The sequence below is a fragment of the Vibrio sp. ER1A genome (assembly GCF_000733315.1).
In the GTDB taxonomy this organism is placed as follows: Bacteria; Pseudomonadota; Gammaproteobacteria; order Enterobacterales; family Vibrionaceae; genus Vibrio; species Vibrio mediterranei.
On sequence record NZ_JPJA01000086.1, the window covers coordinates 104,501 to 131,453 of the forward strand.

At 44.1% G+C, this 26,953-nt stretch carries 23 protein-coding genes; 13 read left to right on the forward strand and 10 right to left on the reverse strand.

Features of this window, described 5'->3' with window-relative positions; genetic code table 11:
- Positions 1-587 precede the first annotated feature (587 nt).
- From HW45_RS08100 to phnW, 4 genes are all read right to left on the reverse strand, one after another.
- Positions 588-2,096: a DUF3360 domain-containing protein gene (locus HW45_RS08100; RefSeq protein ID WP_038226165.1), complete on the reverse strand. Its 1,509-nt coding sequence runs from the start codon at positions 2,094-2,096 to the stop codon at positions 588-590.
- A 441-nt stretch (positions 2,097-2,537) separates the two neighbouring features.
- A complete protein-coding gene (phnX, locus tag HW45_RS08105; RefSeq protein ID WP_038226168.1) occupies positions 2,538-3,356 on the reverse strand; it encodes a phosphonoacetaldehyde hydrolase in 819 nt (272 codons plus the stop codon).
- Positions 3,349-4,722, reverse strand: coding sequence for an aspartate aminotransferase family protein (locus HW45_RS08110; RefSeq protein ID WP_038226171.1), 1,374 nt, complete (start codon positions 4,720-4,722; stop codon positions 3,349-3,351). Before HW45_RS08110 ends, phnX begins: the two co-directional genes overlap by 8 nt.
- Positions 4,722-5,825 carry a 2-aminoethylphosphonate--pyruvate transaminase gene (gene phnW / locus HW45_RS08115; RefSeq protein ID WP_038226173.1) on the reverse strand — a complete coding sequence of 368 codons (1,104 nt, stop codon included), beginning with the start codon at positions 5,823-5,825 and terminating at the stop codon, positions 4,722-4,724. Before phnW ends, HW45_RS08110 begins: the two co-directional genes overlap by 1 nt.
- A 221-nt stretch (positions 5,826-6,046) precedes the next feature.
- Between phnW and HW45_RS08120 the strand changes: the two genes are divergently transcribed.
- From HW45_RS08120 to HW45_RS08150, 7 genes are all read left to right on the forward strand, one after another.
- A complete protein-coding gene (locus tag HW45_RS08120; protein ID WP_038226175.1) occupies positions 6,047-7,057 on the forward strand; it encodes a putative 2-aminoethylphosphonate ABC transporter substrate-binding protein in 1,011 nt (336 codons plus the stop codon).
- Between the two features lie 201 nt (positions 7,058-7,258).
- A complete protein-coding gene (locus HW45_RS08125; RefSeq protein ID WP_038226177.1) occupies positions 7,259-8,365 on the forward strand; it encodes a putative 2-aminoethylphosphonate ABC transporter ATP-binding protein in 1,107 nt (368 codons plus the stop codon).
- A 45-nt stretch (positions 8,366-8,410) separates the two neighbouring features.
- Positions 8,411-10,114, forward strand: a complete 1,704-nt coding sequence (locus HW45_RS08130; RefSeq protein WP_038227678.1) for a putative 2-aminoethylphosphonate ABC transporter permease subunit — start codon at positions 8,411-8,413, stop codon at positions 10,112-10,114.
- A gap of 27 nt (positions 10,115-10,141) precedes the next feature.
- Positions 10,142-10,846, forward strand: coding sequence for a phosphonate utilization transcriptional regulator PhnR (phnR, locus tag HW45_RS08135; protein WP_006069272.1), 705 nt, complete (start codon positions 10,142-10,144; stop codon positions 10,844-10,846).
- Positions 10,847-10,911: 65 nt separating this feature from the next.
- The gene (locus HW45_RS08140; RefSeq protein WP_038226179.1) at positions 10,912-11,811 is read left to right on the forward strand and encodes a multidrug transporter; all 900 of its coding nucleotides are present in this window, start codon (positions 10,912-10,914) and stop codon (positions 11,809-11,811) included.
- Positions 11,812-11,891: 80 nt separating this feature from the next.
- Positions 11,892-12,410, forward strand: a complete 519-nt coding sequence (locus tag HW45_RS08145) for a GNAT family N-acetyltransferase (RefSeq protein ID WP_038226181.1) — start codon at positions 11,892-11,894, stop codon at positions 12,408-12,410.
- A gap of 126 nt (positions 12,411-12,536) precedes the next feature.
- A complete protein-coding gene (locus HW45_RS08150) occupies positions 12,537-12,845 on the forward strand; it encodes a hypothetical protein (RefSeq protein WP_031493168.1) in 309 nt (102 codons plus the stop codon).
- A gap of 65 nt (positions 12,846-12,910) precedes the next feature.
- Here the strand turns inward: HW45_RS08150 and HW45_RS08155 are convergent, their stop codons facing one another.
- Positions 12,911-13,792, reverse strand: a complete 882-nt coding sequence (locus HW45_RS08155) for a DoxX family protein (RefSeq protein ID WP_038226184.1) — start codon at positions 13,790-13,792, stop codon at positions 12,911-12,913.
- Here HW45_RS08155 and HW45_RS29555 point away from each other — a divergent pair.
- Positions 13,771-13,935 (forward strand): hypothetical protein, encoded by a 165-nt coding sequence (locus HW45_RS29555; protein ID WP_156750258.1) that lies wholly within the window; start codon positions 13,771-13,773, stop codon positions 13,933-13,935. The genes HW45_RS08155 and HW45_RS29555 overlap by 22 nt on opposite strands.
- 21 nt (positions 13,936-13,956) lie before the next feature.
- On the opposite strand, the gene HW45_RS08160 is transcribed toward HW45_RS29555, so the two are convergent.
- Positions 13,957-15,132 (reverse strand): MFS transporter, encoded by a 1,176-nt coding sequence (locus HW45_RS08160; protein ID WP_038226186.1) that lies wholly within the window; start codon positions 15,130-15,132, stop codon positions 13,957-13,959.
- 373 nt (positions 15,133-15,505) lie between these two features.
- Between HW45_RS08160 and cfa the strand changes: the two genes are divergently transcribed.
- Both cfa and HW45_RS08170 read left to right on the forward strand, forming a co-directional pair.
- Positions 15,506-16,654, forward strand: a complete 1,149-nt coding sequence (cfa, locus tag HW45_RS08165) for a cyclopropane fatty acyl phospholipid synthase (RefSeq protein ID WP_038226188.1) — start codon at positions 15,506-15,508, stop codon at positions 16,652-16,654.
- A 181-nt stretch (positions 16,655-16,835) separates the two neighbouring features.
- Positions 16,836-17,321, forward strand: a complete 486-nt coding sequence (locus HW45_RS08170) for a MarR family winged helix-turn-helix transcriptional regulator (protein WP_235225398.1) — start codon at positions 16,836-16,838, stop codon at positions 17,319-17,321.
- Between the two features lie 201 nt (positions 17,322-17,522).
- On the opposite strand, the gene HW45_RS08175 is transcribed toward HW45_RS08170, so the two are convergent.
- Positions 17,523-17,723 carry a hypothetical protein gene (locus HW45_RS08175; protein WP_006069264.1) on the reverse strand — a complete coding sequence of 67 codons (201 nt, stop codon included), beginning with the start codon at positions 17,721-17,723 and terminating at the stop codon, positions 17,523-17,525.
- 163 nt (positions 17,724-17,886) lie between these two features.
- Between HW45_RS08175 and HW45_RS08180 the strand changes: the two genes are divergently transcribed.
- Both HW45_RS08180 and HW45_RS08185 read left to right on the forward strand, forming a co-directional pair.
- Entirely contained in the window at positions 17,887-18,780 is an 894-nt protein-coding gene (locus HW45_RS08180) for a DMT family transporter (protein WP_038226193.1), read from the forward strand.
- Between the two features lie 123 nt (positions 18,781-18,903).
- Complete coding sequence (locus HW45_RS08185; RefSeq protein ID WP_038226194.1) at positions 18,904-19,680, forward strand: glycine betaine ABC transporter substrate-binding protein; 777 nt, start codon at positions 18,904-18,906, stop codon at positions 19,678-19,680.
- A gap of 123 nt (positions 19,681-19,803) precedes the next feature.
- Here the strand turns inward: HW45_RS08185 and HW45_RS08190 are convergent, their stop codons facing one another.
- Positions 19,804-21,171: a CAP domain-containing protein gene (locus HW45_RS08190; protein ID WP_038226195.1), complete on the reverse strand. Its 1,368-nt coding sequence runs from the start codon at positions 21,169-21,171 to the stop codon at positions 19,804-19,806.
- Between the two features lie 474 nt (positions 21,172-21,645).
- Here HW45_RS08190 and HW45_RS08195 point away from each other — a divergent pair, with 474 nt between their 5' ends.
- Complete coding sequence (locus tag HW45_RS08195; RefSeq protein ID WP_038226198.1) at positions 21,646-23,085, forward strand: catalase; 1,440 nt, start codon at positions 21,646-21,648, stop codon at positions 23,083-23,085.
- 76 nt (positions 23,086-23,161) lie between these two features.
- Here the strand turns inward: HW45_RS08195 and HW45_RS08200 are convergent, their stop codons facing one another.
- Both HW45_RS08200 and melB read right to left on the reverse strand, forming a co-directional pair.
- Positions 23,162-25,372 carry a hypothetical protein gene (locus HW45_RS08200; RefSeq protein WP_038226200.1) on the reverse strand — a complete coding sequence of 737 codons (2,211 nt, stop codon included), beginning with the start codon at positions 25,370-25,372 and terminating at the stop codon, positions 23,162-23,164.
- A 99-nt stretch (positions 25,373-25,471) separates the two neighbouring features.
- A complete protein-coding gene (melB, locus tag HW45_RS08205; protein ID WP_038226203.1) occupies positions 25,472-26,899 on the reverse strand; it encodes a melibiose:sodium transporter MelB in 1,428 nt (475 codons plus the stop codon).
- Between the last annotated feature and the right edge of the window lie 54 nt (positions 26,900-26,953).

Below are 26,953 nucleotides of genomic sequence, written 5' to 3' on the forward strand. Positions count from 1 at the left end.
CTCGCGGGTGAATAGTTACAAATTGTCAGTAAAGCTAATATAGTGTTTTACAGATGTTGTAATTGTGATCACCACCTCGATTCCACTGTGTGAGATTAAAATTCCACATAGTGGGATTTTATGAGTTGCCTACAACAATAATTAACAAATAAGTGTCTGATCGAGCATTCAGGAAATTTCAGACTTTAGAGGGACAGCCGTTTATTTCAGCTGACTCTATACCGCTAATCTAGTGCATTATTGGGGATTTGTAGTCGTACGCTCAATTCGACCACATAGTCAGAGCTCTAGGCATGAGGAAAAGTGAGTCAAATTTCGGATGTTGAAATCAAACTCAATTTTGCACTGGCTCATAATGGGGCAAAAATAAGCCTGCCTCGTCAGACTGCTCGTGGAGTAGACCATATGATTCAGTGGGCGTTGTCAGTAGGTTCCTGCCTTCACAGGAATGACTGTATTTGGATATTTGATGGCAACTAGCATCGAAAAGGGAATAAACGGTTTAGAACCACTGAACTAAACCGTTTCTATCAGGTTAGAAAAAGTACCTTCAAACTATTCTCCCGTATAGAGAGCTTATCTAAAGGTTAACGAAAGCTTGGGATAATCGCAGGTATCCCTGGTAGAAGACCAACCAACGCCATCACACTACTTAGCACAACAAACATAACTCCAGGTAGCACCCAACGGCTCATTTTACTTAGCTCACCGCTACGTTCTTTACAGCCGACTAAGCCTAAGTTATCTAACAGCATGGTCAGAGACCAGCCAAATGCTGGGTTAACTAGTGCGGAAGAAAATACAACGATAGCCGCCGATTGCGTGGTTTTCCCTTCGCGCGTCATTTCCATTCCTGCTTCTAGGAGTGGAACAAACACTCCAACAACTAACGCAACGCAAAGTACAGGTTGCCATATAGCTAAATCCATAGGGTAGCCCCAAACTGCCGCTATGATGCAGAACAGTGCTGTCAGCAAGGCACCGGCAGGAATAGGGCGTTTAGCTATAGCGGCCGGCACGATATAAGTGCCCCATGAAGAAGTAAAATTAGTACCACCGAGCAGAGAGCCGAACGTTTGACGAATTGAAGCCGTGGTCATGGTATCGTCAATGTTCATATGGACTTTTTCTGTACGGTCTGGATAGCTGATTTTTTGAAACACTTGATGCCCTAAAAAATCTGGCGACCACATGGCCACTGCTAAAATAGCAAAGGGCAGTACCACCATGAAATGTTCAATTGTGGGTAAGCCGAGCATCCAGCCAGTATCCTCTCCCCACCAATACATAGGGTTCATATTGGGTAACCCAGGCTCGGTTTGAAAAGAAAACGGAGCACCCATGGCAAAAGCTAACGAACCACCTAACAAGCAACTAAGAGGAACGGCTAGCCAACGCTTACGAAAATGTTCCAATAAAGCATACAAAATAATAGTGCAGAAGATCACGACAAACGCAATATGACTCATGCCTATTCCCTCAGCCCAAGCAAACAGTTTTTTAACTTGAGAAACGGTTCCAACAAAGCCAAGGTAGAGTAATAAACCGCCACACACACCTTTACTCGTGAGACTTGCCAACATACTGCCGCCTTTACTGATGGCTAAGATTAAGCCAAAAGCGCCAATCAGCAACCCAAAAGCCATAGGATGCCCGCCTGCTGCGACGACAATAGGAATTAAAGGGATTAGTGGGCCGTGTGTGCCTGCGAGATTAGCAGTCGGTAATAAGAATCCTGAGAAAAGAATAATGAAAACAGATGCAATGAGTAATTCATAACGAACATTTTCCAAAACAAAGCCTTCATTTAGCCCAAGCGCTCCAGCAAAGGTGGCTGCAATGGCGCCCACCATAACTACTTTACCAATCGTCGCCGCCATAGCTGGGATGGTGTCTTCGAGCTCAAATCGATAATCCTTAAACGGCAGATTGGCGCGCCAGCGTTTGGGTGCCATGATTTGTAATTCATGCTCTAAATATTGTTCTCGGGTATCAAATTTCGATCTTGGTTTATGTTGTTGTTCATAAGTTAGTTCATCCTCGTTGACCTGAGGCTTATCTACTCGTATATGCACGGACTCTATAGTACTGCTCATTTTGATTCCTTTCGCTCACACTCTAAGGTGTGTTTTTCCAACCAACGTTATTTATTCACTGTACGAAGACTACGCGAGTAGTTGTCTACATATTTTCTACGACAAAGACTCGAGAACTCTTTTTGTGACGCCTGAAAATCAGTTGTTAGTACCTTATACCAATCGAAAAAAAACAAATAGTCTCAGACAGTTAGACATTAGTCGTAGAGTGCGGTTGCTAGTATTAGCTTTGTTGTGGAATTCGATAGGGTTGAATCAGTAACTTACGATCAGATCGATTACTTCAGTTGAACAATGTAATCCCACGTCAAAATATCGTTACAAAACATCGCACTGCGAACAGAACGCAAAAAACCGCAGCTAGGCTGCGGGTTTTTGCGTTCAAATACTCGATAAGCCAAAGGAGCTTAGCGCGCTTCTTGTACTGTCGAAATGTCGTCGTTAAGGACGTTCGCCAGCAGCAAGACGTTTTTCGATATCCGCTACGACGTCTGGGAGGTCGGCGATGGTATCGATGAGGTAGTGCGGTGATGCTTTGCCAAGTTTCGTGCGAGCGCGCTCACGAGCTGCATTAAGAGTGGCGTGATCCGCTGATTGGTATTCGTCAAACGTTAAGCCTGCTTCGTTGCCTGATAGCAGCAGGCCAACGGTCCACATTCCCGCATTATGACCTTCTTCGATGCCCGGCGCAGCGTCATCGACTTTCACACAAGCACCAACACAGCCAACACCAAGCTCAATAACGTTTTTCAGTGCCATAAATGGTGCAGGGCGGCCACCTTGAGGGAGATCATCTGTGGCAACCACATAATCCGGCTTGTAGCCATAGTCCGCAGCGACAGGAATAAGTGCATCCATGACCTCTCTCGGGTAACCAGAGCAAGAGCCAATCTTGATTCCTTTATCTTTGAATGAATTCACCACCTCAACGGCATTAAGAATCGGCTCGGCATGATCGGCGACTTTGGCTTTTTGCAAAGGCATGAAAGCAGCGTAAATAGCGTCTACATCTGAATCACTCATCTCTTTGCCGAATTGCGCAACCCAGCGCACTTTTACTTCTGGTAATTGGCCGACCGCTTTAATGTGGTCCCATTTACCAATGCCCATAGGCTCACGAGCTTCGGCAAGCGTAATATCGAAGTCGAAACCTTGTTTAAATGCTTCCACGAAAATACTCGTTGGTGCAAATGAACCAAAGTCCACGATAGTTCCTGCCCAGTCGAATACAATGGCTTGAATTGGAGATGAATTAGACATAGTTGAAATCCTTACATACTTTAGTGATTGCTTGCTCGAAAATATCGAGTGCGGTCGTCAGCTCTTCACGAGTAATAACGAGGGGGGGACTAAGCTGAATAACGTTGCCTTGCGACACCTTAAAACTCAGTCCGTGGTTCAGACATTGGTAAAGAACTTGTTCTGCCTCATCGAATGCGCGTGCTTTAGTGACATGACTCTTCACTAATTCCACACCCCAGAGTAGACCAATACCGCGTACGTCACCAATGACTGGATACTGTTGCTTCATCGTTTCTAGGCGAGCTTTGACATACTCACTGTCACGACGTGTTTTTTCTAAAAGATTCTCTTGTTCAATGGCTTCCATGGTAGCCAGTGCCGCCGCGCAGCCAAGCGCACTCTTCTCGTGGGTATAGTGACCCAGAGAAATCTCTGCAGCGGTGTTGTATTTTTCTTTGGTTACCATGGCGGCGATAGGCACCAAACCACCACCGAAACCTTTACCAATGCATAAAATATCCGGTTCGATATCAAAGGCTTGATAGGTGAACCACTCACCGCTTCGGCCCATACCGTTTGGGATGTCGTCGATAATCAACAGCACATTATGCTTGTCACATATTTCGCGTACGCGTTGCCAGTAGGCTTTACTTGGCACTTGAACATCGGTATTGCGAACACCTTCAGCAATAAAGGCACCTATGCCGCCTTCTTTCTCGATAACGTATTCTAGATAATCTGCATAATGTACATCGCTGCCATCTTGAGAAGGCAAGGCACCTCGGTAAGACACGGCGGGTGGAATACGCTCAACACCTGCCATCAAAGGCCCCATACCTTCACGAAAGCAGGCTTCACCTCCGACAGAAATGGCGTCCAGTGACGCACCATGGAAAGAATCCCATAATGAAACTACTTTGTGGCTGCCGGTAATGTAGCGTGCTAACTTAAGTGCCATGCCTACAGCGGAAGTGCCTCCTGGCGCAAATAACACACGGCTCAAATCTCCACCGCAAATCTGCGTTAGTTTTTCTGCACATTGCACCGCCGTTTCGTTGGTAAAGCGACGTGGCGAAAACGGTAACGAGTGCATCTGCTCGGTCACTCGTTTAATCACATGAGGATGACCATAGCCGAGTTGATGAACATTGTTGCCGTGAAAATCCATATAGCGCTTACCGCGGGTATCTTGAATGTAGATACCTTCAGCTGCTTCTAAAGAATCCAAGCAAGGCGTGGACATTGATTGATGCAGAAACACATCCGAGTCACGTTTAAGCAGTGCTTGAGTCGCTTGGTCTTGAATGTTCTGATTCCACTCGTGGCGAGCGGGCGTATTATTCACGTCCCCCTCGCTGCGTAAATGGGTTGCTTGCTCTGGCATTATGCTACCTCCCAATACATTGCCTTTTTGATGGCAATGATAAGGCGCTCAATATCTTCAGGGTGTACGTCGCCAATGTTACCGATACGGAAACAGTCCGCGTTGGACACTTTGCCTGGGTAAATTACAAACCCTTGCTGTTTTAGACGGTCGTAGAACTCTTTGAACTGATAATCACTGTGCTCTGGCGAGTAGAATGAAGTGATAATCGGTGAGTGCAAATCGTCGTTAAGAAGTGTGCGAAAGCCTAGCGAACGCATGCCTTCAACCAGCGTTTTCTGATTGGTAAAGTAACGTTGATGGCGAGCGGAAATCCCACCTTCTTGTTCCAGCTCAATTAATGCTTGATAGAAGGCGCGCACAGTATGAGTTGGCGAAGTGAAGCGCCACTTGCCGTGGTTAACTTCCATACATTGCCATTGGTCATAAAGATCGAGACTGAGAGAGCGGGCCTGACCTTTACATTTCTCAAGCTCTGTTTGCTTGGCAATAACAAACCCAAAGCCAGGAACACCTTGGATGCATTTGTTGGCAGAGCTGATCATAAAGTCGATACCCAACTCACCAATATCCATTGGAATACCACCAAAGCTCGACATCGCGTCTAGAATGACCACTTTGCCATGTTGTTTTGCCAACGATGCAATTTGCTTAATAGGGTTCAGCATGCCTGTCGTAGTTTCGCAGTGTACGATGGCAACGTGAGTAATCGTGTCATCTTGCTTGAGCAGCGTATCAATAGCATCAATATTCGGTTGGCTAACCTCGCCTGGAGCAACTACTTGGGTTGCGATATTGAGATAGCTTGCGATCTGGGCGATACGCGCACCGTATGCGCCATTGTCGATGACAAGCAACTTTCCGTTTTTACTGATGGCACTGCCAATAGTTGCCTCTACCGACGCAGTACCACTACCTTGCATTAAAACGCTGGTATAACCGTGATGGGAAGTCGCTAATTGGGTCAGCTTGGCACGAATGACTTCGACGACATCTTTATTGTATTCATCGTCCCACGTACACCAGTCTTTAAGCATCGCTTGACGCACCGTTTCTGATGTAGACAAAGGACCTGGAGTTAACAGCAAATAATCGTTCTTCATGTTATTTCTCTATTTGGACTATACCAATTTGTTTTGGTTAACCTAACAGCGATAATTAGGGGAAGTAAACGGCACAACTTAAGGTTTCATAAAACTTTCACACTCGCTCTCCTTGCCAATCAAAGTTTCTTTAAACTGCCATTATTCGTTCATTTAATCGTCATAATTGGAATTTAACGTTTAACGCACAAACTGGTACAGACCAAATCTAACTGGAGAGAATGATGAAAAACCGTTTGATGAAGGGAACACTAGCGACACTGGTTTCTCTACTAGCGACAAATGCACTAGCAGCAACGGAAGTCACGGTGTATACCGCTTTCGAAACTGACATTCTGGCGAAATATAAGAATGCGTTTGAGAAAGAAAATCCGGATGTAAAAATCAAATGGGTTCGAGATTCAACGGGCATCATGACGGCCAAACTTCTTGCTGAAAAAAACAATCCGCATGCCGAAGTTGTGTGGGGATTAGCAGGCTCTTCTATGGCATTGCTTAAAGAAGAGGGGATTCTTAAGCCTTATACTCCAAAAGGTGCAGATGAGCTAAATGCCAGTTTGAATGACCCACAATCTAATCAAGCTTGGTTTGGCAATGATGCATTTTTCAATGCTGTGTGTTTTAACGAAGCGGTGGCAAAGCAACTCAACCTACCTAAGCCACAGTCATGGGAAGATTTAACCAAACCAGAGTACAAAGGTCATATTGCCATGCCTAATCCTGCTTCATCAGGAACAGGTTATATGCAAGTCTCAGCTTGGCTACAAAACATGGGTGAGGACCAAGCATGGGATTACATGAAAAAACTCGATAACAACATGGCACATTACACGCACTCTGGCTCAAAGCCTTGTGTTCAAGCTGCGATGGGTGAGGTGGCAATCGGTATTTCGATGGCTGTGCGTGGTGCGAAGCTCAAGAATCAAGGCGCGCCTCTCGCGGTTATCACACCTAAAGGCATTGGTTGGGAATCAGAGGCTGTGGGTTTGGTGAAAGAGTCTGAGGCGGCGAAGCGTGTTGTTGACTGGTCAGTGTCAAAAGCGGCGAACGAACTCTACGTTGAATCCTACCCAGTGGTTGCTCATAAAGACGTGAAAGCAGTGGTCTCGAACTACCCTGAAGTTGAAGGTGCGATGGCTGAGATGGATTTTGCGAAAATGGGTGCCGATCGTGCTGAGATCTTAAAAACATGGTCGAAAAAGTTTGATGGAAAGTCAGAGCCTAAATCCTAATTTTAAAGAAATAAAATAACTGGGAATTGGTAGATTATAAGCTATTGAGGGAGATTGTTATCGATCTTCCTCTTGTCATTTCTGCTCTCCAATCACACCAGAAAAGCCAATCATTAAACTGCAATCAACCTGCTACAAAACTGTCATCCCAATGAAATATACCAGATTTAAATTTGGTATATACCATTTGGAGAGTAAACGATGTCAGTATCCAAACCTTATCTAGAAATCAACAATGTGGTGAAGCAATTTGGTCAGTTCACGGCATTAAAGCATATTTCCTTGTCCATTAACAAAGGCGAGTTCGTCTGTTTCCTCGGCCCTTCTGGCTGCGGTAAAACGACGTTGCTCCGCGCTATTGCGGGTTTGGATCTTCCAACCTCAGGAGAAATCCATCAAGCGGATGAGGCGATTACGTTTTTACCACCAGAGAAGCGTGATTTTGGCATTGTGTTCCAGTCATACGCGTTGTTTCCAAATCTGACGGTACAAGAGAACATTGCTATCGGTCTTAAGAACCAAGGGATGTCGAACAAAGAGGCGCTTGAAAAAGTAGAGCACTGGCTAGAAATGATCGGCTTGCCAACCTCGGGAGAGAAGTTTCCTAACCAACTATCAGGTGGTCAACAACAGCGTGTGGCTCTGGCTCGTGCATTGGCGTTGTCTCCGGGTCTGCTGCTTCTGGATGAGCCGCTCTCTGCATTGGATGCGAAAGTGCGTACTCACCTTCGAGATGAGATCTGTCAGATGCAACGCAAACTCGGTATCACCACCATCATGGTGACTCATGATCAGGAGGAGGCGCTATCCATGGCTGACCGCATTGTGGTGATGAACCACGGTGTGATTGAGCAGGTTGGAACGCCACAAGAGGTGTACGAGCAACCTGCGACTCGATTTGTCGCTGATTTTGTTGGCAGTATGAATTTTATCGAAGCATCGGTGCCATCTGCTAACACCATGCGCGTGGCTGAGTCTATGTTGCGTTTGCCTACGTTAGACAATATGACTCTAAAGCATGGCGATATATTTGATTTAGCCGTGCGACCGGAGAGTCTGCACTTTGTCGAGCACGCTTCGAACGCTATTCCTGTCAGAGTGTTATCCAAGGAATTTCAAGGGTCTTACTATCGCGTCGAAGTGGCAATGCAACATGCACCAATGGCCAACGCCCTATATGTGGACGTACCCGTGAAACAGGCGAATGAACTTAATCTGCGCCGTAATGATATTCGCTATGTTGCGTTTTCTGAAAGTGGTTTGCTGGGCTATCCATCGCTGAGTGCAACGTTAGAGTCGGCGGCTTAAGGGACAGACATGCAAGCATCTTCAACCTTTACGACAGGCGGATCTATGAAACAACGAATTGCACAGTTGGCAACGCAAAAAGCGAGCTCAACAATGAGCAAAGACAATATTGTCTTGTTTGGTCTTCTGACGTTCCTTTTTGTGGCGATGACATTGTTTATCTTGATGCCTCTTTGGGCCATGATGAAAAAGAGTGTCCAAAACAGCGACGGTGAGTTTGTTGGTCTACAAAACTTTGCCACCTATTTTGCTACCGACAGTTTATGGTATTCACTAAGCAATACCTTTACCCTTGGTCTGATTGTGACCGTTGTAGTGGGCTTTTTGGCGTTTGGGCATGCGTTCGCATTAACGCGCTCTTGTATGCCCTTTAAAGGCGTGTTTCAACTGATGGGAACAGCTCCAATATTAGCGCCTTCTCTGCTGCCTGCTATCAGTTTGATTTTTCTGTTTGGTAATCAGGGCGTCGCAAAAGAGTTGCTGCATGGGCATTCAGTCTATGGCTTAGTTGGCATTTCTCTAGGCTTGATATTTTGGACATTCCCTCACGCCTTGATGATTCTTAACACCTCTTTACGCACCTCAGATGCTAGGCTTTACGAAGCGGCTCGAGCTCTAAAAACCTCTCCGTTCAAGACCTTCTTTATGGTGACATTGCCTGCGGCTAAGTACGGTTTGATCAGTACGCTCATCGTCGTTTTTACGCTGGTGGTGTGTGACTTTGGTGTGCCTAAGGTCATTGGTGGCAGTTACAACGTGCTGGCTACGGATATATTCAAGCAAGTGGTGGGGCAGCAAAACTTCTCCATGGGGGCGGTCACCAGTATCTTACTTCTGCTTCCTGCGGTATTGGCCTTTGCGGTTGATCGCTGGGTACAAAAAAAGCAAAAGAGCATGTTGGACAGTCGTTCTGTGCCTTATCAACCATCCCCTAATAAACTGCGAGACTCGGTGTGCTTCGTTTATTGCCTGGTTATTTCCTTCGCGGTTCTAGCGGTACTTGGTATGGCGGTTTATGGCTCACTAGTGACGTTTTGGCCTTGGAACAAGGCGCTGACGCTAAATAACTATAACTTTGCTGAGATGAGTACCTATGGGTGGAGTCCGTACTTTAATTCGCTGAAACTGGCGACGTGGACGGCGATTATTGGTTCTGTAGTTATCTTTGTCGGTGCTTATTGTATTGAAAAAGGTCGTGCCTTCGCTCCCGTTCGTCAAGCGATGCAAATGATGAGTGTGATTCCCATGGCGGTACCTGGACTCGTACTCGGCTTGGGATATATCTTCTATTTTAACGATGCCAACAACCCGTTGGGTGTCATGTACGGTACGATGGCGTTTCTGGTGATTAATACCATTGTCCATTATTACACGGTTGGACACATGACAGCTTTGACAGCTCTGAAGCAGTTACCGGCAGAGATTGAAGCCACCGCTGCTTCGGTTAAACTCCCACAATATAAGCTGTTTTTCAAAGTTTCGCTGCCTTGCTGTTTACCAGCGGTATTAGATATAGCGATATATTTATTTATCAATGCTTTAACAACCACATCGGCAGTAGTATTCTTGTATTCAACCAACACCATTCCGGCATCAGTAGCGGTGCTGAATATGGACGATGCAGGGCAGACGGGCAGTGCTGCGGCAATGGCAGTGATGATCATGCTATCGGCAGCGGTGGCAAAACTTACCCATATGTTTGTTGGAAAGCTGTTTGAAGGTCGAACTCAAGCGTGGCGCAAGCGCTAATAACAATGATTGAATTAAGGATGCGGTGTGCAATACGTAAAAATTAAAGACGCTATCGTTGAGCAAATAGACTCAGGAATGCTCACACCAAGACAAAAATTGCCAGCAGAAAGAAAGTTAGCAGAGTCTTTTGACACGACTCGTGTAACGCTGCGTGAAGCGTTGTCACTACTTGAGTCGGAAGGTCGTATTTATCGCGAAGATAGGCGTGGCTGGTTTATCTCACCAGAACCACTGCGTTATGATCCTACTCAAACATTGAACTTTACCAATATGGCGAAAAGTCAAAATCGAACGCCAAAAACCGAGCTGTTGTCAGCCAAAGCGATGTTAGCCACCAAGCAAGCAGCAGAGCTTTTACATTTGCCGCCGTTCTCCGATATTTATCGAGTAGACCGCGTTCGTTATTTAGAAGATCGCCCAGTCGTGTTCGTGACAAACTTTATTCGGACGGAACCATTTGCGAACTTATTAGAGTTTGATATGGAAAACTCCTCTTTGACGGATATCTATCGCGACGAGTATGGCGTCACCTACAGCAAGGTGAAATACCGAGTCAGCACTACTTCGCTTCTAGGTGACATCGCGCAAGCATTACGTGCAACGTCTGGCACTCCGGCGATGATGGTTGAGCGCATCAATTACAATCAACATGGCGAATTGATTGACTGTGATATTGAATACTGGCGACACGATGCCATCAATATAGAATCTATTGCTCAGCTCGACTGATATCCTTCTGCTCACCCCTCTTGACGTCTCGAGAGGGGTGACTTTCATGTTTGTTGGTGCCCACTTTGACTCTCTACGCCGCTCTTCTTGTTATTTTTTCTGCACTGCTCCACGCGGGGTGGAATATTCTTGGAAAATCGAATACTGGCTCTGGGTATTCGTTTACTTTAGGCGCGTCTATTGCTCCACTTATTTTACTATCGCCGTATATAATCTGGTGCATTTCGGTGATTGGTTTTGACAGTCTTGACGGTTACTTTTGGCTTCTGGTCACGCTAAGTGGAATCGGGCAGGCTATCTACCTAATTGGTTTAATCAAGGCTTATGATGCCGGTGACATTGGTGTGATTTATCCTATCGCGCGAGCCTTACCAGTTCTGATGGTTGGGATTGGGACTGTATTCATAGGCCAATCGTTGTCCCCCAATGCGTGGATAGGGTTTGTGGTCTTAACATTGGGTTGTTTGTTGATCCCAATGCGACACATCAAAGACTTAAGGCTTGGCTCTTATTTAAATTTAGGTGTGTTCTGGTCATGTATTGCCGCAATCGGCACAACTATTTACTCCATCATCGACAAACAGGCACTAACATGGCTACAGCTTGAAACTAGCGGACTAACCAAAGTTCAAGTAGCTATTTTCTACCTAGGCGTGCAGTTTGCTGCGATTGCGTTTGTTTTGGTAGCTTGGTTATTAGCGACTAATAAACGCAGTGAGTTAGCGCTAACTTGGCAGCATCGTTATCGTTCGTCTATCGCTGGGATCATGATGGGGCTGACCTATGGCATTGTGCTGTATGCAATGACTATGGTCGATAACGTTAGTTATGTGGTTGCTATGCGTCAGGTGAGTATCGTCTTTGGGCTTCTGATGGGCATCTGGTTTCTCAATGAAAAATGGCTGTATACTCGAGGTATTGGGGTTACGCTAGTACTGATTGGGCTGGTGGTTGCTTTGACTTAATGAAGTTGATGCTGAGGTTATCGAATCAGATGGCGACTTACCGACGAGACTTCCTATTATTGAATGAGTTTAGAGATACCATGACTTTTGAAACACTGCTTGATACAGTTCGAATTCAACTTGATCACATTACCAGTAATGATGCAGGCTTCTTTGTTGAGTTGATGAACAGTGAAGGATGGCTCAAAAACATAGGTGATCGCAATGTTCGTACGTCAGATCAAGCTCAAGAGTATCTTACCAACGGTTTCATCAAAGCCTATCAAGAATTGGGCTTTGGGTATTACGTTGTGCGCCTCAAATCATGTTCAACACCAATAGGAATCTGTGGTTTCTTAAAGAAACCTGACCTGAGTTACCCAGATTTCGGCTACGCGTTCTTGCCCGGCTATCAAGGTAAAGGGTATGCGCATGAGGCTTGTAGCGAATTACTGACTTTTGCCATTGATGCTTTCCAACTTCCAGTGATTGACGCGGTATCACTACCACAAAATGCACCCAGCATACGATTACTCGAAAAACTGGGATTTCAGTACATCGGCTTACATCAAGCTAATAGCGACAGCCCACTTTCTTTATATCGCCTGAGCATAAAGTGATTATGATCGACAGTATCGAAAGTCCCCGAAAGACTCAATTTGATCCAATACATGTTATCTACCGATCAGATAGTGTAGACTCGGCGTTCGAGCTAAGCATCTGATAAAAATGGAATTGAGTAGTACATGCAATTGGAACAAATTGAAGAAATTATCGAATTCACGGATACGGATCACCTTAGTCAGGCAATGGAAGTGTTCAATGAACAAGGATTAGTCAGTCAGGAATTATTGCCCTTTCTTAATGTAGTATTCGATAAAGCGCCAGAGAAACTTTGCCATAAGCTATCCCGTATCGGTTTCAAAGGCCAACCAGCTATCATTTCAACATCAAGCGCTTGTGATTCTGCTGTAACTCAGTTTTTCATCTTTAACGCAAGTATTCTCAGTGTGTCGGATGTCCTCAATCAGATCGAAAAGCCTTCAATGAAGTAGCTATATGTGATTGAAAGCGGGCAATGAGGATTGCCCGCTTTTTTAGTTACTCAGTTTGGTATAGGTTAAACCAAATATTCCGGCAAACTAATGGAGTTTTGCCCCAGCTTTTTTCTAAGCAAGTAATCAACAGACAATTTCCCTCCGCCTGCTAACATGAATATCCCAGATACGAAGATCCACATTGCAGGGAATTCCCAGCCACCCGTGGGTAGTACCCATACATACCCCACTGAATAGTGGCCGCCCAAGCCTACAGATACAAATAAATAGACTGCCGAACCAAACCCTGCGAGGCGTGTGAACAGGCCAAAGGACAGCATAATCGCCAAGGATATCTCAATGATTCCTGCAAGAATGACAAAGGCCTGAGGGAAGGGGAGGCCAATGCTGCCAAAGTAATCGGTAAATACGGCAAATGGATTACCTCCGACTAACAAGTGACCAGTGAAATGGGCAATAAACATGAGTCCTACATATATTCTTACTAATGTCATGCCCCACGCGTAGTGGTCTGGTTTTCCTATTGTCGATTGAGTTTGCGACAGTCTGGTTCTCCAAGGAAGGGCGATAAGTTGTAGGACCAATAAGACGAACAACAGGGTGCTGGTTAGCTCAATGCATGGGATACCTGGGCCTGTCTCTGCCACCATCAGAGGATCAAGTGACGACAATGTTGAAATATCGATTGATTCAAGGTGAATGGTTGAAAATATTCTTCCTAAAGTGAGCTGTGCAAACAAAGCACCTATCAAACCAAAAAAGTTAACCTGTCCTTTGTTATAGGTTTTAAGTAAGGACGCGATAAGAACGGCAATAAATAGGCCTGTGGAGGTAGAGACCCAACTACCTAGTCCGTTGTCCACAACGGCTTTGACAGAGAGTATTACCGTGAAAGTGGCGGCAATGAGGGTGAGTAGTCGGAATGTCTTATCAAAAGTGTTCATCTTTTTCTCCTCAAAGCAAAGCCAATAAAGGCGATGTTGACTTTGCTGAATATCGAATTTGGCTTTTTCAGAATGGTACCGAGCTTGTCGGACTGCTAATGCGTATGCCGTGGCGCATTAACACGCCACGGCAAGGTTGGTGAGGCAAGGGGGAGAAAAGCCTATTACGCTTCTACTGGTTGTGCTTGTTTCTCGTTGCGGTTCGCTTTAAGAATCAATAACACACCGATGATTGGAACGATAACACCCACGTAAGGAATCATTTCTGCACCAAGCTGACCATCAAGAACCATACCTCCAAGGAAACCACCGAACGCATTAGCAACATTAAACGCTGAGATATTTGCTGTTGCTGCCAGTTCTTGTCCGTCACCACCATTGTTCATTACACGCAATTGCATAGATGGAACGTTAGCGAATGATGCGATGCCGAAAACAAATGATGCGGCGACGAATAGGATTTTGTTGTCGGTAAACACACCGACAAGTACTAGAGAAGCAATCATTGCAATGGCCCAAAATAGAGAAGATTTGTTTAAATCTTTGTCTGATGAGTGACCACCAAGCGTATTACCAATGATTAAGCCAAGACCTACAATGACCAGAATCCATGTCACAGCACTTTCACCGTAACCAGCAACATGCATAGCGATAGGAGCAATGTAACCGTAAAGTGTCATGAAGCCAGTCCAAACTACAGCGGTAATCGCTAGGCTAATAAGAAGCTTTGGATTTTTGAACGCAGCAAGTTGTGCTTTAACATTTTTCGCTTCGCCGTGACCTGTTGAATGGATAGCGGCAAGAATGGCGAATAGAGCTACGACACCGAATGCAGCGACCACAATAAATGTCGTGTGCCAGCCGAATTCAACACCGATCCAAGTACCACCGGGAACGCCTAGTACATTCGCTAGAGTTAGGCCTGCAAACATTTGTCCTACAGCGCGACCAGCCATTTTCTCAGACACGAGGTTTGTCGCTACAACGGCACCAATACCATAGAAAGGCCCTTGTACTAAGCCACTAATAATGCGACTGATGAACAAGATGTCATAACTTGGTGAAAAGGCTGACATGAGGTTACCGACTATAAATAATGCCATTAATCCGATAAGAACCATTTTCTTATTAAAGCGTGCGAGATAAATGGTTAAGATTGGTCCTCCAATCACAATGGCAAGTGCGTATGCACTGATTAAATAACCTGCCTGACCCTCAGTAATCGACAGCGATGTGGCAACTTGCGGCAAAATACCTGCGATAATGAATTCTGCAGTGCCGATAGCGAAGGCGGCGAGTGTTAGTATCCAGACTTGAAATGGCATCTTCTCTTTGTTCATGGTTTTTCTCCTCTAAAACGGTTTGGGATGAGTCACGCTGAGTTGTAAGGTGGCTCGTCTCTCAAGTGATGGTGAGAGTATATTTATTCATTTTAGTTTTTAGAATTACCCAAAAAATGAAATCATTATTCGTAAATACTGAACAATCTAATCAAATCTCTTTGTTTGGCAGCAGAACGGTTAAGAGTATGGGTAGCGGTTGGGCATTCCACTCACATTGATCCGAGCTGTGTTGAGCGCCTTAGTCACAACACTCCAACTGTCGCCAAAAAAACACTCTTCTGAAGTGATTAATGTTTAAATAAATTATGTTTATGTGAATATACATTGAGAATAATGTGGAGCTTCAAGGTGATTCTTTTGGAGTTAACACATGAAGGGTAATGAATACGCAATTTTCGAAAGTATGTTGAGTTCCGCGGACATCAAGATTAATGGCTCTAGACCATGGGATATTCAGGTCAATGATGTTGCCATGTTTGATCGAATATTAGCCGACGGTTCGCTTGGTTTGGGCGAATCCTATATGGAAAAGATGTGGGAATGTAAGGACATCGCAGAATTGGTAAACAGGATCTTAGCGTTTGAGCTCGACGAGTACTTAGATTTAAGGACCAAAATGATACTTGGTGCCAAAATTGGTAAAGACAAAATCAAAAAGTTTTTTAACCCTCAAGGCACGACAATTTCCAAGCACAACGTCTCATTTCATTACGATATCGGTAACGACTTATACCGCGCTATGCTCGATAAACGTATGACGTATACCTGTGGCTATTGGAAAAATGCAGATAACCTAGATGACGCTCAAGAGGCCAAGTTGGATCTAATTTGTAGAAAACTAGGCTTAAAACCAGGTATGCGGGTTTTGGACATCGGCTGTGGTTGGGGGAGTTTGATGATCTATGCCGCCGAAAAATACGGTGTAGTTTGTGATGGTTTAACGTTATCTGAAGAACAAGCAAAGCTAGGTACTCAGATGGTGGAGGAAAAACAACTTCCCGTTAATTTCATTCTTCGAGATTACCGACTCTATGAACCGGAAACGAAATACGATCGCGTTGTTTCTGTGGGTATGTTAGAGCACGTTGGCTCATCGAATTATCGAGACTTTTTCACATGTGCAGATAACTTTTTGAATCAAGATGGGGTCTTTTTACTTCACTCTATTGGTACGTTTGAATCGACAGAAACCAATGATCCGTGGATCCATAAATACATTTTCCCTAATGGTGAAATTCCTTCTTTAGCTCAGTTAGCGACGGCGATGGAGCCAGAGTTCAATATGGAAGACCTGCATAATATTGGAGAGGATTATGATCATACGCTTTGTGCATGGTATCGTAATTTTGACAAGGCGTGGCAGCAAGGTGACCTCAACTACAATGAGAGGTTTTACCGTATGTGGAAGTACTATCTATTGAGTTGTGCTGGTGCATTTCGTTGTCGAGAACTGAGCGTGTGGCAGATGGTACTGACAAAAGTTGGAACGCCAAAACCAGCTAGCGCTCGTTCTGAATAACCTTTCTATTGAGTAAACCGACACCAAGGTGTCGGTTTTGTGATTAATGATGTTTGGCGGACTCTAGGTATTTTATCGTCAATGGAATGCTGGTGGACTAGCGGATGTTAAAGCGAAAAACGGCGAAATATGCTAGGGTAATGCTCTATAACCATCGTCAATATTAACCGAGGTTAATCGTTTGATTAATAGAGAAAAAGAAGAATCTATCGTAAGTCAGTGGATGAGTGCGGACGCTGGTCTATCTGAATCGTCCGTTAGGTTAGTGACACAATTTGTTTTGGCTTCGAATCAGTTTACTCATGTTCGTTGTGAGTTTTGCAAGCAATATAGATTAAATACGTCTGAATTCGATGTCATCGCAACACTTTATCGAGCGGGTGACGTTTATGAAGTGACAGCGAAAGAACTGAAAGAGCAGACCTTGCTTCCTTCTTCGGGCGCGTTATCAAATCGAATTGATCGCCTGGAAGCGAAAGGTTTGGTTCAGAGAAGACATGATACGATTGATAAGCGCAGCGTAAAAATATCTCTCACTGAAGACGGAGTGGAGTTAGTCCGTCAAATGTATCCAAAGTTCTTCGAGCAAATGTCCAGGCAGTTTTCATCCCTAGAGCCAAGTGAGATAGAAACACTAATGGTATTGATGAGTAAGATGGGAGCCTGAATCTAGGTAGCACCTTAGACTGGATACCACGCAACGGGTATCTGCGATGGCTCTTATAAGTATATGCACTTTCATGACTTAAAAAACTGTCTTGCCTGATTTAAGGCCACCATTTCATGTGTCAAGCTTCTGATATGAAATGGGGCCTTAGTCTTATCTAAAAATAATCTCAGCGGAGATTCATAATCTTGTCTATTCATACTATTTGAGTTGATTACCCATATGGGACTGACGGTATTGGTGTCTTGCAATGCTGAGTTTTACGCCGTAATACATAATTTTGCTGATCGAACTGATTACATGGAAAACCAGCACAAGTAGTGAGACTACTTCAATTGCCAAAAAAATAGTCTTAGTGACCCCGACGCTCGCGCCTTTTTTGAATATGGATAGTGCTTTCATAGTAACTCCTAACTCTTACTGACCTTATGTGGCTCATTCGAACCTGATTGATAACACGGCACACGTTAACCCCGCATACCCCATTTGATGACTTGAAGGCACTTTACTATCTATTTTTGTTTATGTAAAGTATGTTTAATTAAACATAAATGAGAGTCGTAGTATGAAAATCTTTCTAGCCATGTTGGCTCCGCTGTTGTGGGGGACCACTTATGCCGTAGTGGCTTCTGAATTTGTCGGTTGGTCACCATTTGCGCTGGCGGTGTGGCGAGCATTACCAGCGGGCATAATACTGCTGTTACTTAAACCAACCTTACCAAAGGCGTCAGAACTGCCTGCATTGTTACTGATAGGGTTTCTTAATATCGCTTTGTTCTTTGGTTTGCTCTTTGCTGCAGCGATGCAGCTTCCTAGCACTTTGGTGGGCGTTGGAATGGTCGCATTGCCTGTGATTGGTTTGGCTATAATGGGTATATTCCATCAAGTAAAACCGTCTATGATTCAATTGCTATTAGCCTTAATTCTTATAGCCTGCGCAACGTATTTGTTCTTTTCGAGTACCGTTCCTATCAATGTGAGTGCGGTGGTGCTACTTATTGGTGCGATGACGGCACTGATAGGCGGTAGCGTAGTAGCAAAGCACGTCATGAAAAAGATCCATTGGTGGAAGCTACTCACATGGAAACTGATTTTTGGAGGCTTGCTGTTGATTCCCATGGCATATTGGGAAATGGTATGGAGCGGTAGGTCATTTGTCGCAGCCATCCCGGTAGGTAGTGAGCAGTGGGCCGCGATGTTCTGGTTGACGATAGGACTCACTTCTTTGGCGTATGGTGCTTACATTTATACAATTCCAATGATATCTACTAATGAATTGAGTTTTTTTGGAACCTTCAATCCTATATTGGCGATGGTTCTCGGAGCGACAATAATGGGAGATTCATTTAGTCAAGTTCAAATATTAGTGATGGCTTTAATGGTTCTAAGCAACCTAATGGCACAGTTTTTCGAATATAAGAAAAAGCTACCAACCGAACAAACCATAATTGATTACTAATCTTCCATCTCTTCAAATTCTATTTTAATAGGGATTTAATCAGCGTGTATTGAATGTTATTGAAAGAGAATATTCGCTAACAAGTCAGAACTTTTAATATAAATAAATTTATACGGTGAAATAATGAATAAAAAAATAAACTTAGGCGTAACAGATTTATCATTCCATAGAATTACCGCCTCTCTTATATCTCATGTGCTTACTGACATGGGATTTGAGGTAAATCGAATCTACTCTCCGCACCAAGAAAATTTCGCAAAGCTTAAGTCTGGTGAGATTGATATTCTAACCTCTGCTTGGCTGCCTTCTAGCCATGGAATCTACAAACAGGATGTTGAACAAAAACGTCCCGTGATTGAGTTTGGTTTGCACTATGAACCTTATGCGCATTGGGGAGTGCCAAGTTATGTTCCTGAAGAAGCTGTTCGGGAAGTGAAGGACTTGCTCAAGCAAGATGTGCTGGGCAAAATGCAAAAGGATATTCAGGGCATCAATCCTGGAGCCGGCATTACCAGATTTTCAATTAAAATGATGGAAGAGTATGGACTAAGTGAGGCTGGGTACGAATTTCACACTGGGACTGAGGAAGACTGCTTTACTACCTTCGAGCAACGAGTCGCCAACAATGAGTGGTTCGTTGTGCCACTATGGAAACCGCAGTTCCTGCATTTCAAGTACGACATTCGAGAGATAGAAGACCCTAAAGGTTTGCTCGGTATTGTTGACCGTGCGGTACTACTCGTGCCTGAAGACGTAGCAGATAGGTTTACGGCAGCGCAAATCAATAAGCTAGATGATTTGAAGTTTTCTAACGAGATTATCGCAGAGCTAGACTACAAAGTGAGCAGGGAAGGTTTGGATATTGATATTGTGACTAAATATTGGTTGGAAAGTAACTAGTTAGTTGACGCTGTGACTGTCTAGAATAGTAATGAAGAACGCTTAAAAAATACTTATGCGCTAACCTATGTCTAGGTTAGCGCTACATCATAAATTCAGGCCAGTATGAGTTTGTGCTCCAATCTAATTAAAATCTTGAGTCCAATAGGACATCTTTGATAGATCGGACTTACTAGTCCTATATCCAATACCTACTTTTGTAAAGTTTGCATTCATTACATTTTGACAGTGGCCTTCATGGCCTGCCCAGCTGTTACGGCCCGCATTGTTAATGTGGCCGTCGACTCTAGGAATAGTATATCCAAAGACAGGGACTATGGCCGTTTTGGTTGCAAGAACAAAAGCATTTTGCCCAGAACTTTTGACGATAAAGTGACCTTGTTTATTTTGTCTATACTGCTCGTTTGAGTTTAATTGGGCATTATTCGCTGTTATGTCATCCCAAGCGACTGGAGAGACTGCAGCGAAATTTCCTCCCGAAAATGATGAGCCATGAGAATCGCAGTAACGAGGTGTCGATCTGGCGCAGTTCGTAGAGATTACGGTTTGATATTTTATGTTTTCCCGAGTTAGGCCTTCGGGAATGTTTACAATATGGCACCACTTTTCATCAGCAATACCTTGACCAGGCATACCCCAAAGTGAACCGAGGAGAAGTTGTGTTTGGTCTAATGAAGCGAAATCAATAAGCATGTCAGTATTAACTTGACTTAAATCTAAGCTAATATTTCCTGTGGTTTTGTCCAGCTTGAAGATGGGTACCCCTGCACTTTTAGCGACAGAGTTGATACTACTACGTTGGACTAGCTCCCATGATTCGCCAAACTTATCTCTCATTTGCTTTCCGTAAGCAAGTGCAATAAATTCATATGTAGGTAGGTTACTTTCATGATTACTCTTGTCCCTTAGAACAACACTACCAACATTCTCGAATGCTAGAGTGCTGTCGATAACCGCATTATTGAATACAAAAGAGCTGAGATGGTCGTTGGAGCAAGAGTTTGTGTTCATGTCAAATCTGTATTCGGAGATCATACCATCAACCATTAAGTGGTGGTTTTTCCTTTGTGCTGTTAAGTTAGTTGTCTGATAGCAATGCCAATCATCAACCAGACTGCTACCATTATCGATAATGATGGTTGGAACAGATATTGTTATGTCTACTTTTTGAGAGTCTGAATCTGTAAAAGCAGGAAGAGTATCGTCAAACGAAATAGACGTGTACTGATTTACCTGGCTACCTTTTTCTATAAGGCCTTCAACGGCAAATATTAGCTTACTATTTGTTGATTCAATATCAGGTTGGTTTATTGGTATTTGATGAACACTTCCATCCTTAGAGGTAGCTAACTTTGAGGGGAGTTGTTTGTTGGGTTGGTTTAGGTTGGAAGATTGAACATTGCCGTTATCATTCCCGGATGAGCTTTCACCACCACATCCGGAAATAACTAGTGCTAATAACGTAATTGCTGACCAATGCTGTATTTTCATTAGGTTTATCCTTGGTATTGTTATAATTAATTTTCTTCGGATGCTATCATTTTTTAAATAAAAGTAAATTCAAGTAATGTTAGGAGTGATAACTTTTATTGGTTATGGAATTATTATTCATATTATTTTTATCATCTGTGATTTTTTCTTATGTAAAAAATCACTTTTGTGGTTTTTTGTAATTGATTGTTATGATTTGTCTATTTTTTACTTTAGTTCTTGATAACTGCCATTATTTATTATTCGCCTATGTAAAAAAGAGAATTCGCTTTTTTATGTATTATGTTATTCATTATAGAGCGTATCCTACGTAGTGTTTACTACTACAAAATGTAAATAAAACCTCTTGCTACCTGTCGATAACGCCTTTTGGTCCACTTTGGGCGTCTTAAATAAAAGGCAATTACTGTTCTTGTATTTAATTTGAGCGGTAGTAAGAGGTTACCTACTCGCGAAGTAATGGAAGGATAAGCAATGACTAAAAAACTAACCACTGCAACGGGTTGCCCTGTCGCTCATAATAATCACGCGCTAACAGCTGGTGAAGGCGGTCCAATGCTTCTTCAAGACACTTGGTATTTGGAAAAACTCTCCCACTTTAATAGGGAAGTAATTCCAGAAAGGCGTATGCATGCTAAGGGTTCTGGCGCATATGGTACTTTCAAAGTGACTCAGGACATCACTAAGTTCACAAGAGCCGCGATGTTTTCTGAAGTAGGTAAAACAACCGAGATGTTTGCTCGGTTTACTACCGTTGCAGGAGAACGTGGTGCTGCCGATGCTGAACGTGATATTCGCGGGTTCGCACTCAAGTTTTATACCGAACAAGGAAACTGGGACTTAGTGGGTAACAATACACCGGTATTTTTCCTCGCCGATCCTCTGAAGTTTCCAGATTTAAACCGAGTGGTGAAACGCGATCCGAAAACGAATATGCATAACGCCGAGAGCAACTGGGATTTTTGGACCTCTCTACCGGAAGCACTACATCAAGTCACTTACGTTATGGGAGATCGTGGGATACCTGCGAGCTATCGCCATATGCACGGTTTTGGCTCACATACATTTAGCATGATTAACTCTGATAATGAGCGCTTTTGGGTTAAGTTTCACTTCAAAACCCAGCAAGGTATTAAGAACCTGACTGACGAACAAGCTGCAGTTATCGTTGGAGCAGACAGAGAGAGCCACCAAAGAGATCTATTCGATGCGATTGAGCGTGGTGACTTCCCGAAATGGACCTTGTTCATTCAAGTAATGTCTGAGGAAGAAGCTGAATCGGTGGACTTTAATCCGTTTGATTTAACCAAAGTATGGACTCACGCTGATTACCCACTAATAGAAGTTGGTGAATTCGAGCTAAACCGTAACCCTGATAACTTCTTTGCTGAAGTTGAACAGTCGGCTTTCAACCCGGCCGCTGTTGTACCTGGTATTGGTTACTCTCCAGACAAAATGCTTCAAGGTCGACTCTTTGCTTATCGCGACGCACAAAACTACCGTCTTGGGGTGAATCATCATCAAATCCCAGTCAATGCACCGCGTTGTCCGGTACACTCCTCTCATCGTGATGGGTTGATGCGAGTGGATGCTAACTCGGGCGCAACAATAGGTTATGAACCGAATCAATACGGAGAATGGGCGGAGCAACCAGACTATTCAGAGCCACCTTTGAAAATCTCTGGGGACGCAGACCATTACAATCATCGAAACAATGTTGACCAATTCCAGCAAGCTGGCGATTTGTTCCGCTTAATGTCTGAGGATGAGCAACAACGTCTGTTCGCAAATACGGCACGTGCTATGTCGGGAGTGAGTGAAGCAGTTAAGTTGCGTCACGTATACAACGCCTCTCAAGCGGATACGGCTTATGGAGAAGGGTTGGCGCGCATATTGGGGTTGAGTAACAACTAGCAATGACATCAAGGCTCCACGGCATGAATCCGAGGAGCCTTGTTCTTTGAGCCTTGTTCAATGAACGAGCAGAGCGCTACTTGTGAACGGTGCTTGTGTCTCCCGCTGCTACAGAGACCAGTACATAGCTGACTTGCTGACCATTAACTTGTTTGTGCTGACTGCGAACAGTTTGTCCATCGACAACTAAACTTGGATAATTACCATAGAACCACACCTCCCAATCTAGGTTATGATTTGAGTCGTTAGTCAGTGTGGACTTACTTAAACCATCGTGTCGGACAGTAAGCTCATGTTCTCCCATTGGAAGTTGTGTTACTTCCAGCCAACCAATGTCTGGAGTGAGATGGGAAGCGGTGACCACTTTGTGGTTCGCTGCATCAGGTTTAATGCCCATCAAGCCTTCGATTGTGTTGGAGATAAAGGTATACGAGATTTCAGGGTAATCACCGTTGGTACCTTGAGTTGGACGTTCATGTGGCTCATCTTTGATATCCATGATGTATTGCATCCACTTCCATGCCTCCTCATTACGATTGTACGGGAAGTAGGTTTCTGGAATGTAAGTGTAGGCCTCAATATTATTTGGAGCTTCCGGAGTCGAACCGATGCCATCTCCTAAGTTTTTGGCGATAAAGTCAAGATAACGATTATTACGCTCCCCGGGTTCGGTAATTCGCTTCATTGGCATAAACCAACTGTTTTCCTTACCAAAATCATTCATTCTAAAACCATCTCTTTGAACGATATTGACGTAGTTGTCGAGTGGTTTATCAGGGTCGGCGATGCTCCATTCCTCGTTAAAGTACGTTTTGAGCTGCTGAGCTTTCTCACGCCAAACCGCAGCTTCACTGTACTCTTCACGAGCTTCTAACATAGCGGAGTAAGCCACTGTTGCTTGGTATTGTGAGCCAATACCATCTCCGGCTTCAATTGGAAACTCGCCGCGCTCGTTGTAGGTTGCTGACCCCTCAAAAATCCCACCGTAACCTTCTGCGATTCCGTTTGGATCTTGGTCGTCGTGTAATTCGATATAGTCTGTGAGCACTTTAGTGTAAAAGCGCCATAGGTCTTCATCTTCGATGTAGCGCTTATCACCAGTCCACTGATACTGCTGCCATGCTTTTTCGACGAACTCAAACTGAGCCGGAACCTCGCGGACAAACCAACTATCATCTTTGTAATCAATAGTATGAGGCGTGCCATCAAAGTTCACAGCCCACAAGGTGTACCACTTTCTGGATTCTGTTGAGTGTTTGGCAAAGGTCTTAAACATGGAAAAGTTTTCGATATCCAATCCAGCGATCTTTGCTCCGCTCGCCTGATGCAAAAAATCGCGAGAATAGAAGGCTGTTCTATCAAAATACCCCGCCCAATAGGATGGGATGTAATCCGCGGTGCCATCTCCATCGTTGTTGAATTCGTCACGGTTGACCAGATCATGCTGGCCAGTCATAACGAAGCGACGGGTTTTATCGATAGCCCAATCGAACGACTCTTGGAGCTTTTGGTTGGAAGAGGTGACAACAACTTGTTTCTCTTTTTCGATCGCTTTGATTGTCCAGCGTTGCTTATTACCTTTTAGATCGGTTACGACAGCACGAACAGGCTGAGTAAAGTCAACCGTGTCTCCGTTTTCTAATGAGACATTGCTGGTGGATGAAACGAGAATATTATCAATGGTGATACGGGTTAAGTCGGTACCATAAGGGACGTAAAACTCAATCTGTTTAGACTTCTTGTTAAGGTTTGTTGCGCCCACTTGCTCTAGAGCGGAGAACTGGATGATCTGATTGAAGTTCAGCTTTTTGTTCTTGTCACTCTTAGTCAAAGAAACACTGTCGACACTAACACCACCACGTTTAGAACCCGAGAACCAGACCTTTAATTGTTCACCTTGCTCCAAAGGAATGTGCTTGAGCTTGTTACGTTTGTATTTTTTGCTCTGTTTAGCTTTATCTCGTACCAAGATTTCATCGTACAGGTTGGTAATAGCAAGAGTGGCGTCTTGTCCTGGACTGATGATAAACGCAGATAAATCATAATAGCCACTTTCAGGAATCGTGATTTCTTGGCTTATGTGGTGGTTTCGACCTTGGGCAATACGGCCTCGGTATTCACCTTCATGAGTTTGGTCGTTTTTGATATTGGCAAACCAATAGCTCCAGCCTAACCCTTTGTTTTCAAATGTTGGGTTCACAATAAGGTTGTCGTTCTGTTGTGCAATTGCCGCACCAGATAGTGTGAGGGCAAAAGTGATTGCGGATGCAAGGACTTTAAGTTTCATACTGTTCTCTTTATTGGAAATGGAAAATCTAGCCGATGTTTGACGATTGTTAGTGAACCCATGCAGACCGGAGTTCTGCATGGGTTTTATTGTATTGGGTTATAGAGCTTGTGCTGGCTCAGCAGGTTTAGTCGATTGACCTTTTTCGGAACCATCATTGGTAATGTGATCGTATTTCTCTGTGAGATGGTCTTGAATTTGTTGGTGATAGGCTCCGTTCAACTTGTAGAAGCGGAAATAGACCACCAATGCAATTGCAAAGAAGAACGCAGGTAAACCAACCATGATGCATTGCATGCCAAAGACAGTGTCAGCACTTTGTTCTACATTTGGCACGTAATCGACAGCAGTGAGCGCGATACCGATGAAGAATGCGGCGAATGCTGAACCTGCTTTTACCACTAATGTCTGTACCGAGTAGGCGATACTCTCACAGCGAGAGCCTAGCTTGTACTCACCGTAATCAACAGTGTCTGCCACCATGATGACATTCAGAACCCAGAACAAGGCAGTACCGATTTGGAGTAGAACACCAGCCGTTGAAATCAATAGAATGCTCTGTTTGTCGTACATGCCTACATAAATAAGTACCGCGCTACCTAAAATAGGGAAGCTAGAAGCACAAGCCCAAAGAACACGACGTGAGAACATTTGTGCTAATTTCGGGAACAGTACTAAGGTAATGAGGTTCGCAATCCCCGCATAAGCCATGTAATAAGGGAATAGAGCTTCGTTGCCGACCACGTAGGTAAAGTAATAAACCGCGAATGCTGTAATGATGTTTGTCGCTAGATTGTAGGATAGCGCCATACATAACACGCTCGTTAACTGATCATTTTTGTAGATGAGTTTAAGAAGCTGTTTTAACGATACTTTTTCTTCTTGTTGTGTTTCATTCAAATTAGCGCTCGAGTAGCGCTCTTTGACGTTACGAAGAGTGATGTAAGTTGACACAAGGAAACAAGCGATTAAGAGTAACGTGAAGATTTGGAAGCCAAAACCTTTGTCATCACCACCCACATAGTTCACAAACGGCATAGCAATGGCAGCGGTGACTATCCATGCAAGACTTGCAAAGAATCGAGGGTAAGGAACAAGCTCTTCGCGCTCACGTTTGTCTAAGGTCAGAGTTGGTACTAGAGACCAGAACGGGATGTCCATTAAGGTGTAGGTCATACCCCATAAAATGTAGGTGACAGCTGCATAAGCAATCAGCCAAGGACCGTCAATATAATGTGCGCTAAACAGCATTAGAAGGACCACAGAGTTGGCAAGCGTGCCAATCAAAATCCAAGGCTTGAATTTACCCCAGCGACTACGGGTATTGTTAACGATCCAGCCCATTATCGGGTCGTTGACCGCATCCCAAATACGTGCAACGAGGAAGATGGTACCCACCGCTGCAGCGGAAATGCCTACCACATCGGTGTAGTAGAACATTAAATACATATAGACGATGGTAATTGCGAAGTCCTTGCCAAATGCGCCGAAGCCATAGCTCAGCTTGGTATTCATTGAGATACTCATTTGTTACTCCTTACGCCTTCCCATAGAGAAGGCGTTAAATATTCACGTTATTGT

Coding starts and splice junctions, on each gene's coding strand:
- HW45_RS08125 (WP_038226177.1), top strand. CDS start 7,259: ATGTCAGTATCCAAACCTTATCTAGAAATCAACAATGTGGTGAAGCAA.
- HW45_RS08145 (WP_038226181.1), top strand. CDS start 11,892: ATGACTTTTGAAACACTGCTTGATACAGTTCGAATTCAACTTGATCAC.
- cfa (WP_038226188.1), top strand. CDS start 15,506: ATGAAGGGTAATGAATACGCAATTTTCGAAAGTATGTTGAGTTCCGCG.
- HW45_RS08100 (WP_038226165.1), bottom strand. CDS start 2,096: ATGAGCAGTACTATAGAGTCCGTGCATATACGAGTAGATAAGCCTCAG.
- phnW (WP_038226173.1), bottom strand. CDS start 5,825: ATGAAGAACGATTATTTGCTGTTAACTCCAGGTCCTTTGTCTACATCA.
- melB (WP_038226203.1), bottom strand. CDS start 26,899: ATGAGTATCTCAATGAATACCAAGCTGAGCTATGGCTTCGGCGCATTT.
- HW45_RS08130 (WP_038227678.1), top strand. CDS start 8,411: ATGAAACAACGAATTGCACAGTTGGCAACGCAAAAAGCGAGCTCAACA.
- HW45_RS29555 (WP_156750258.1), top strand. CDS start 13,771: ATGTCTTATCAAAAGTGTTCATCTTTTTCTCCTCAAAGCAAAGCCAAT.
- HW45_RS08120 (WP_038226175.1), top strand. CDS start 6,047: ATGATGAAAAACCGTTTGATGAAGGGAACACTAGCGACACTGGTTTCT.
- phnX (WP_038226168.1), bottom strand. CDS start 3,356: ATGTCTAATTCATCTCCAATTCAAGCCATTGTATTCGACTGGGCAGGA.
- HW45_RS08175 (WP_006069264.1), bottom strand. CDS start 17,723: ATGAAAGCACTATCCATATTCAAAAAAGGCGCGAGCGTCGGGGTCACT.
- HW45_RS08110 (WP_038226171.1), bottom strand. CDS start 4,722: ATGCCAGAGCAAGCAACCCATTTACGCAGCGAGGGGGACGTGAATAAT.
- HW45_RS08150 (WP_031493168.1), top strand. CDS start 12,537: ATGCAATTGGAACAAATTGAAGAAATTATCGAATTCACGGATACGGAT.
- HW45_RS08190 (WP_038226195.1), bottom strand. CDS start 21,171: ATGAAAATACAGCATTGGTCAGCAATTACGTTATTAGCACTAGTTATT.
- HW45_RS08185 (WP_038226194.1), top strand. CDS start 18,904: ATGAATAAAAAAATAAACTTAGGCGTAACAGATTTATCATTCCATAGA.
- HW45_RS08195 (WP_038226198.1), top strand. CDS start 21,646: ATGACTAAAAAACTAACCACTGCAACGGGTTGCCCTGTCGCTCATAAT.
- HW45_RS08155 (WP_038226184.1), bottom strand. CDS start 13,792: ATGAACACTTTTGATAAGACATTCCGACTACTCACCCTCATTGCCGCC.
- HW45_RS08160 (WP_038226186.1), bottom strand. CDS start 15,132: ATGAACAAAGAGAAGATGCCATTTCAAGTCTGGATACTAACACTCGCC.
- HW45_RS08180 (WP_038226193.1), top strand. CDS start 17,887: ATGAAAATCTTTCTAGCCATGTTGGCTCCGCTGTTGTGGGGGACCACT.
- HW45_RS08200 (WP_038226200.1), bottom strand. CDS start 25,372: ATGAAACTTAAAGTCCTTGCATCCGCAATCACTTTTGCCCTCACACTA.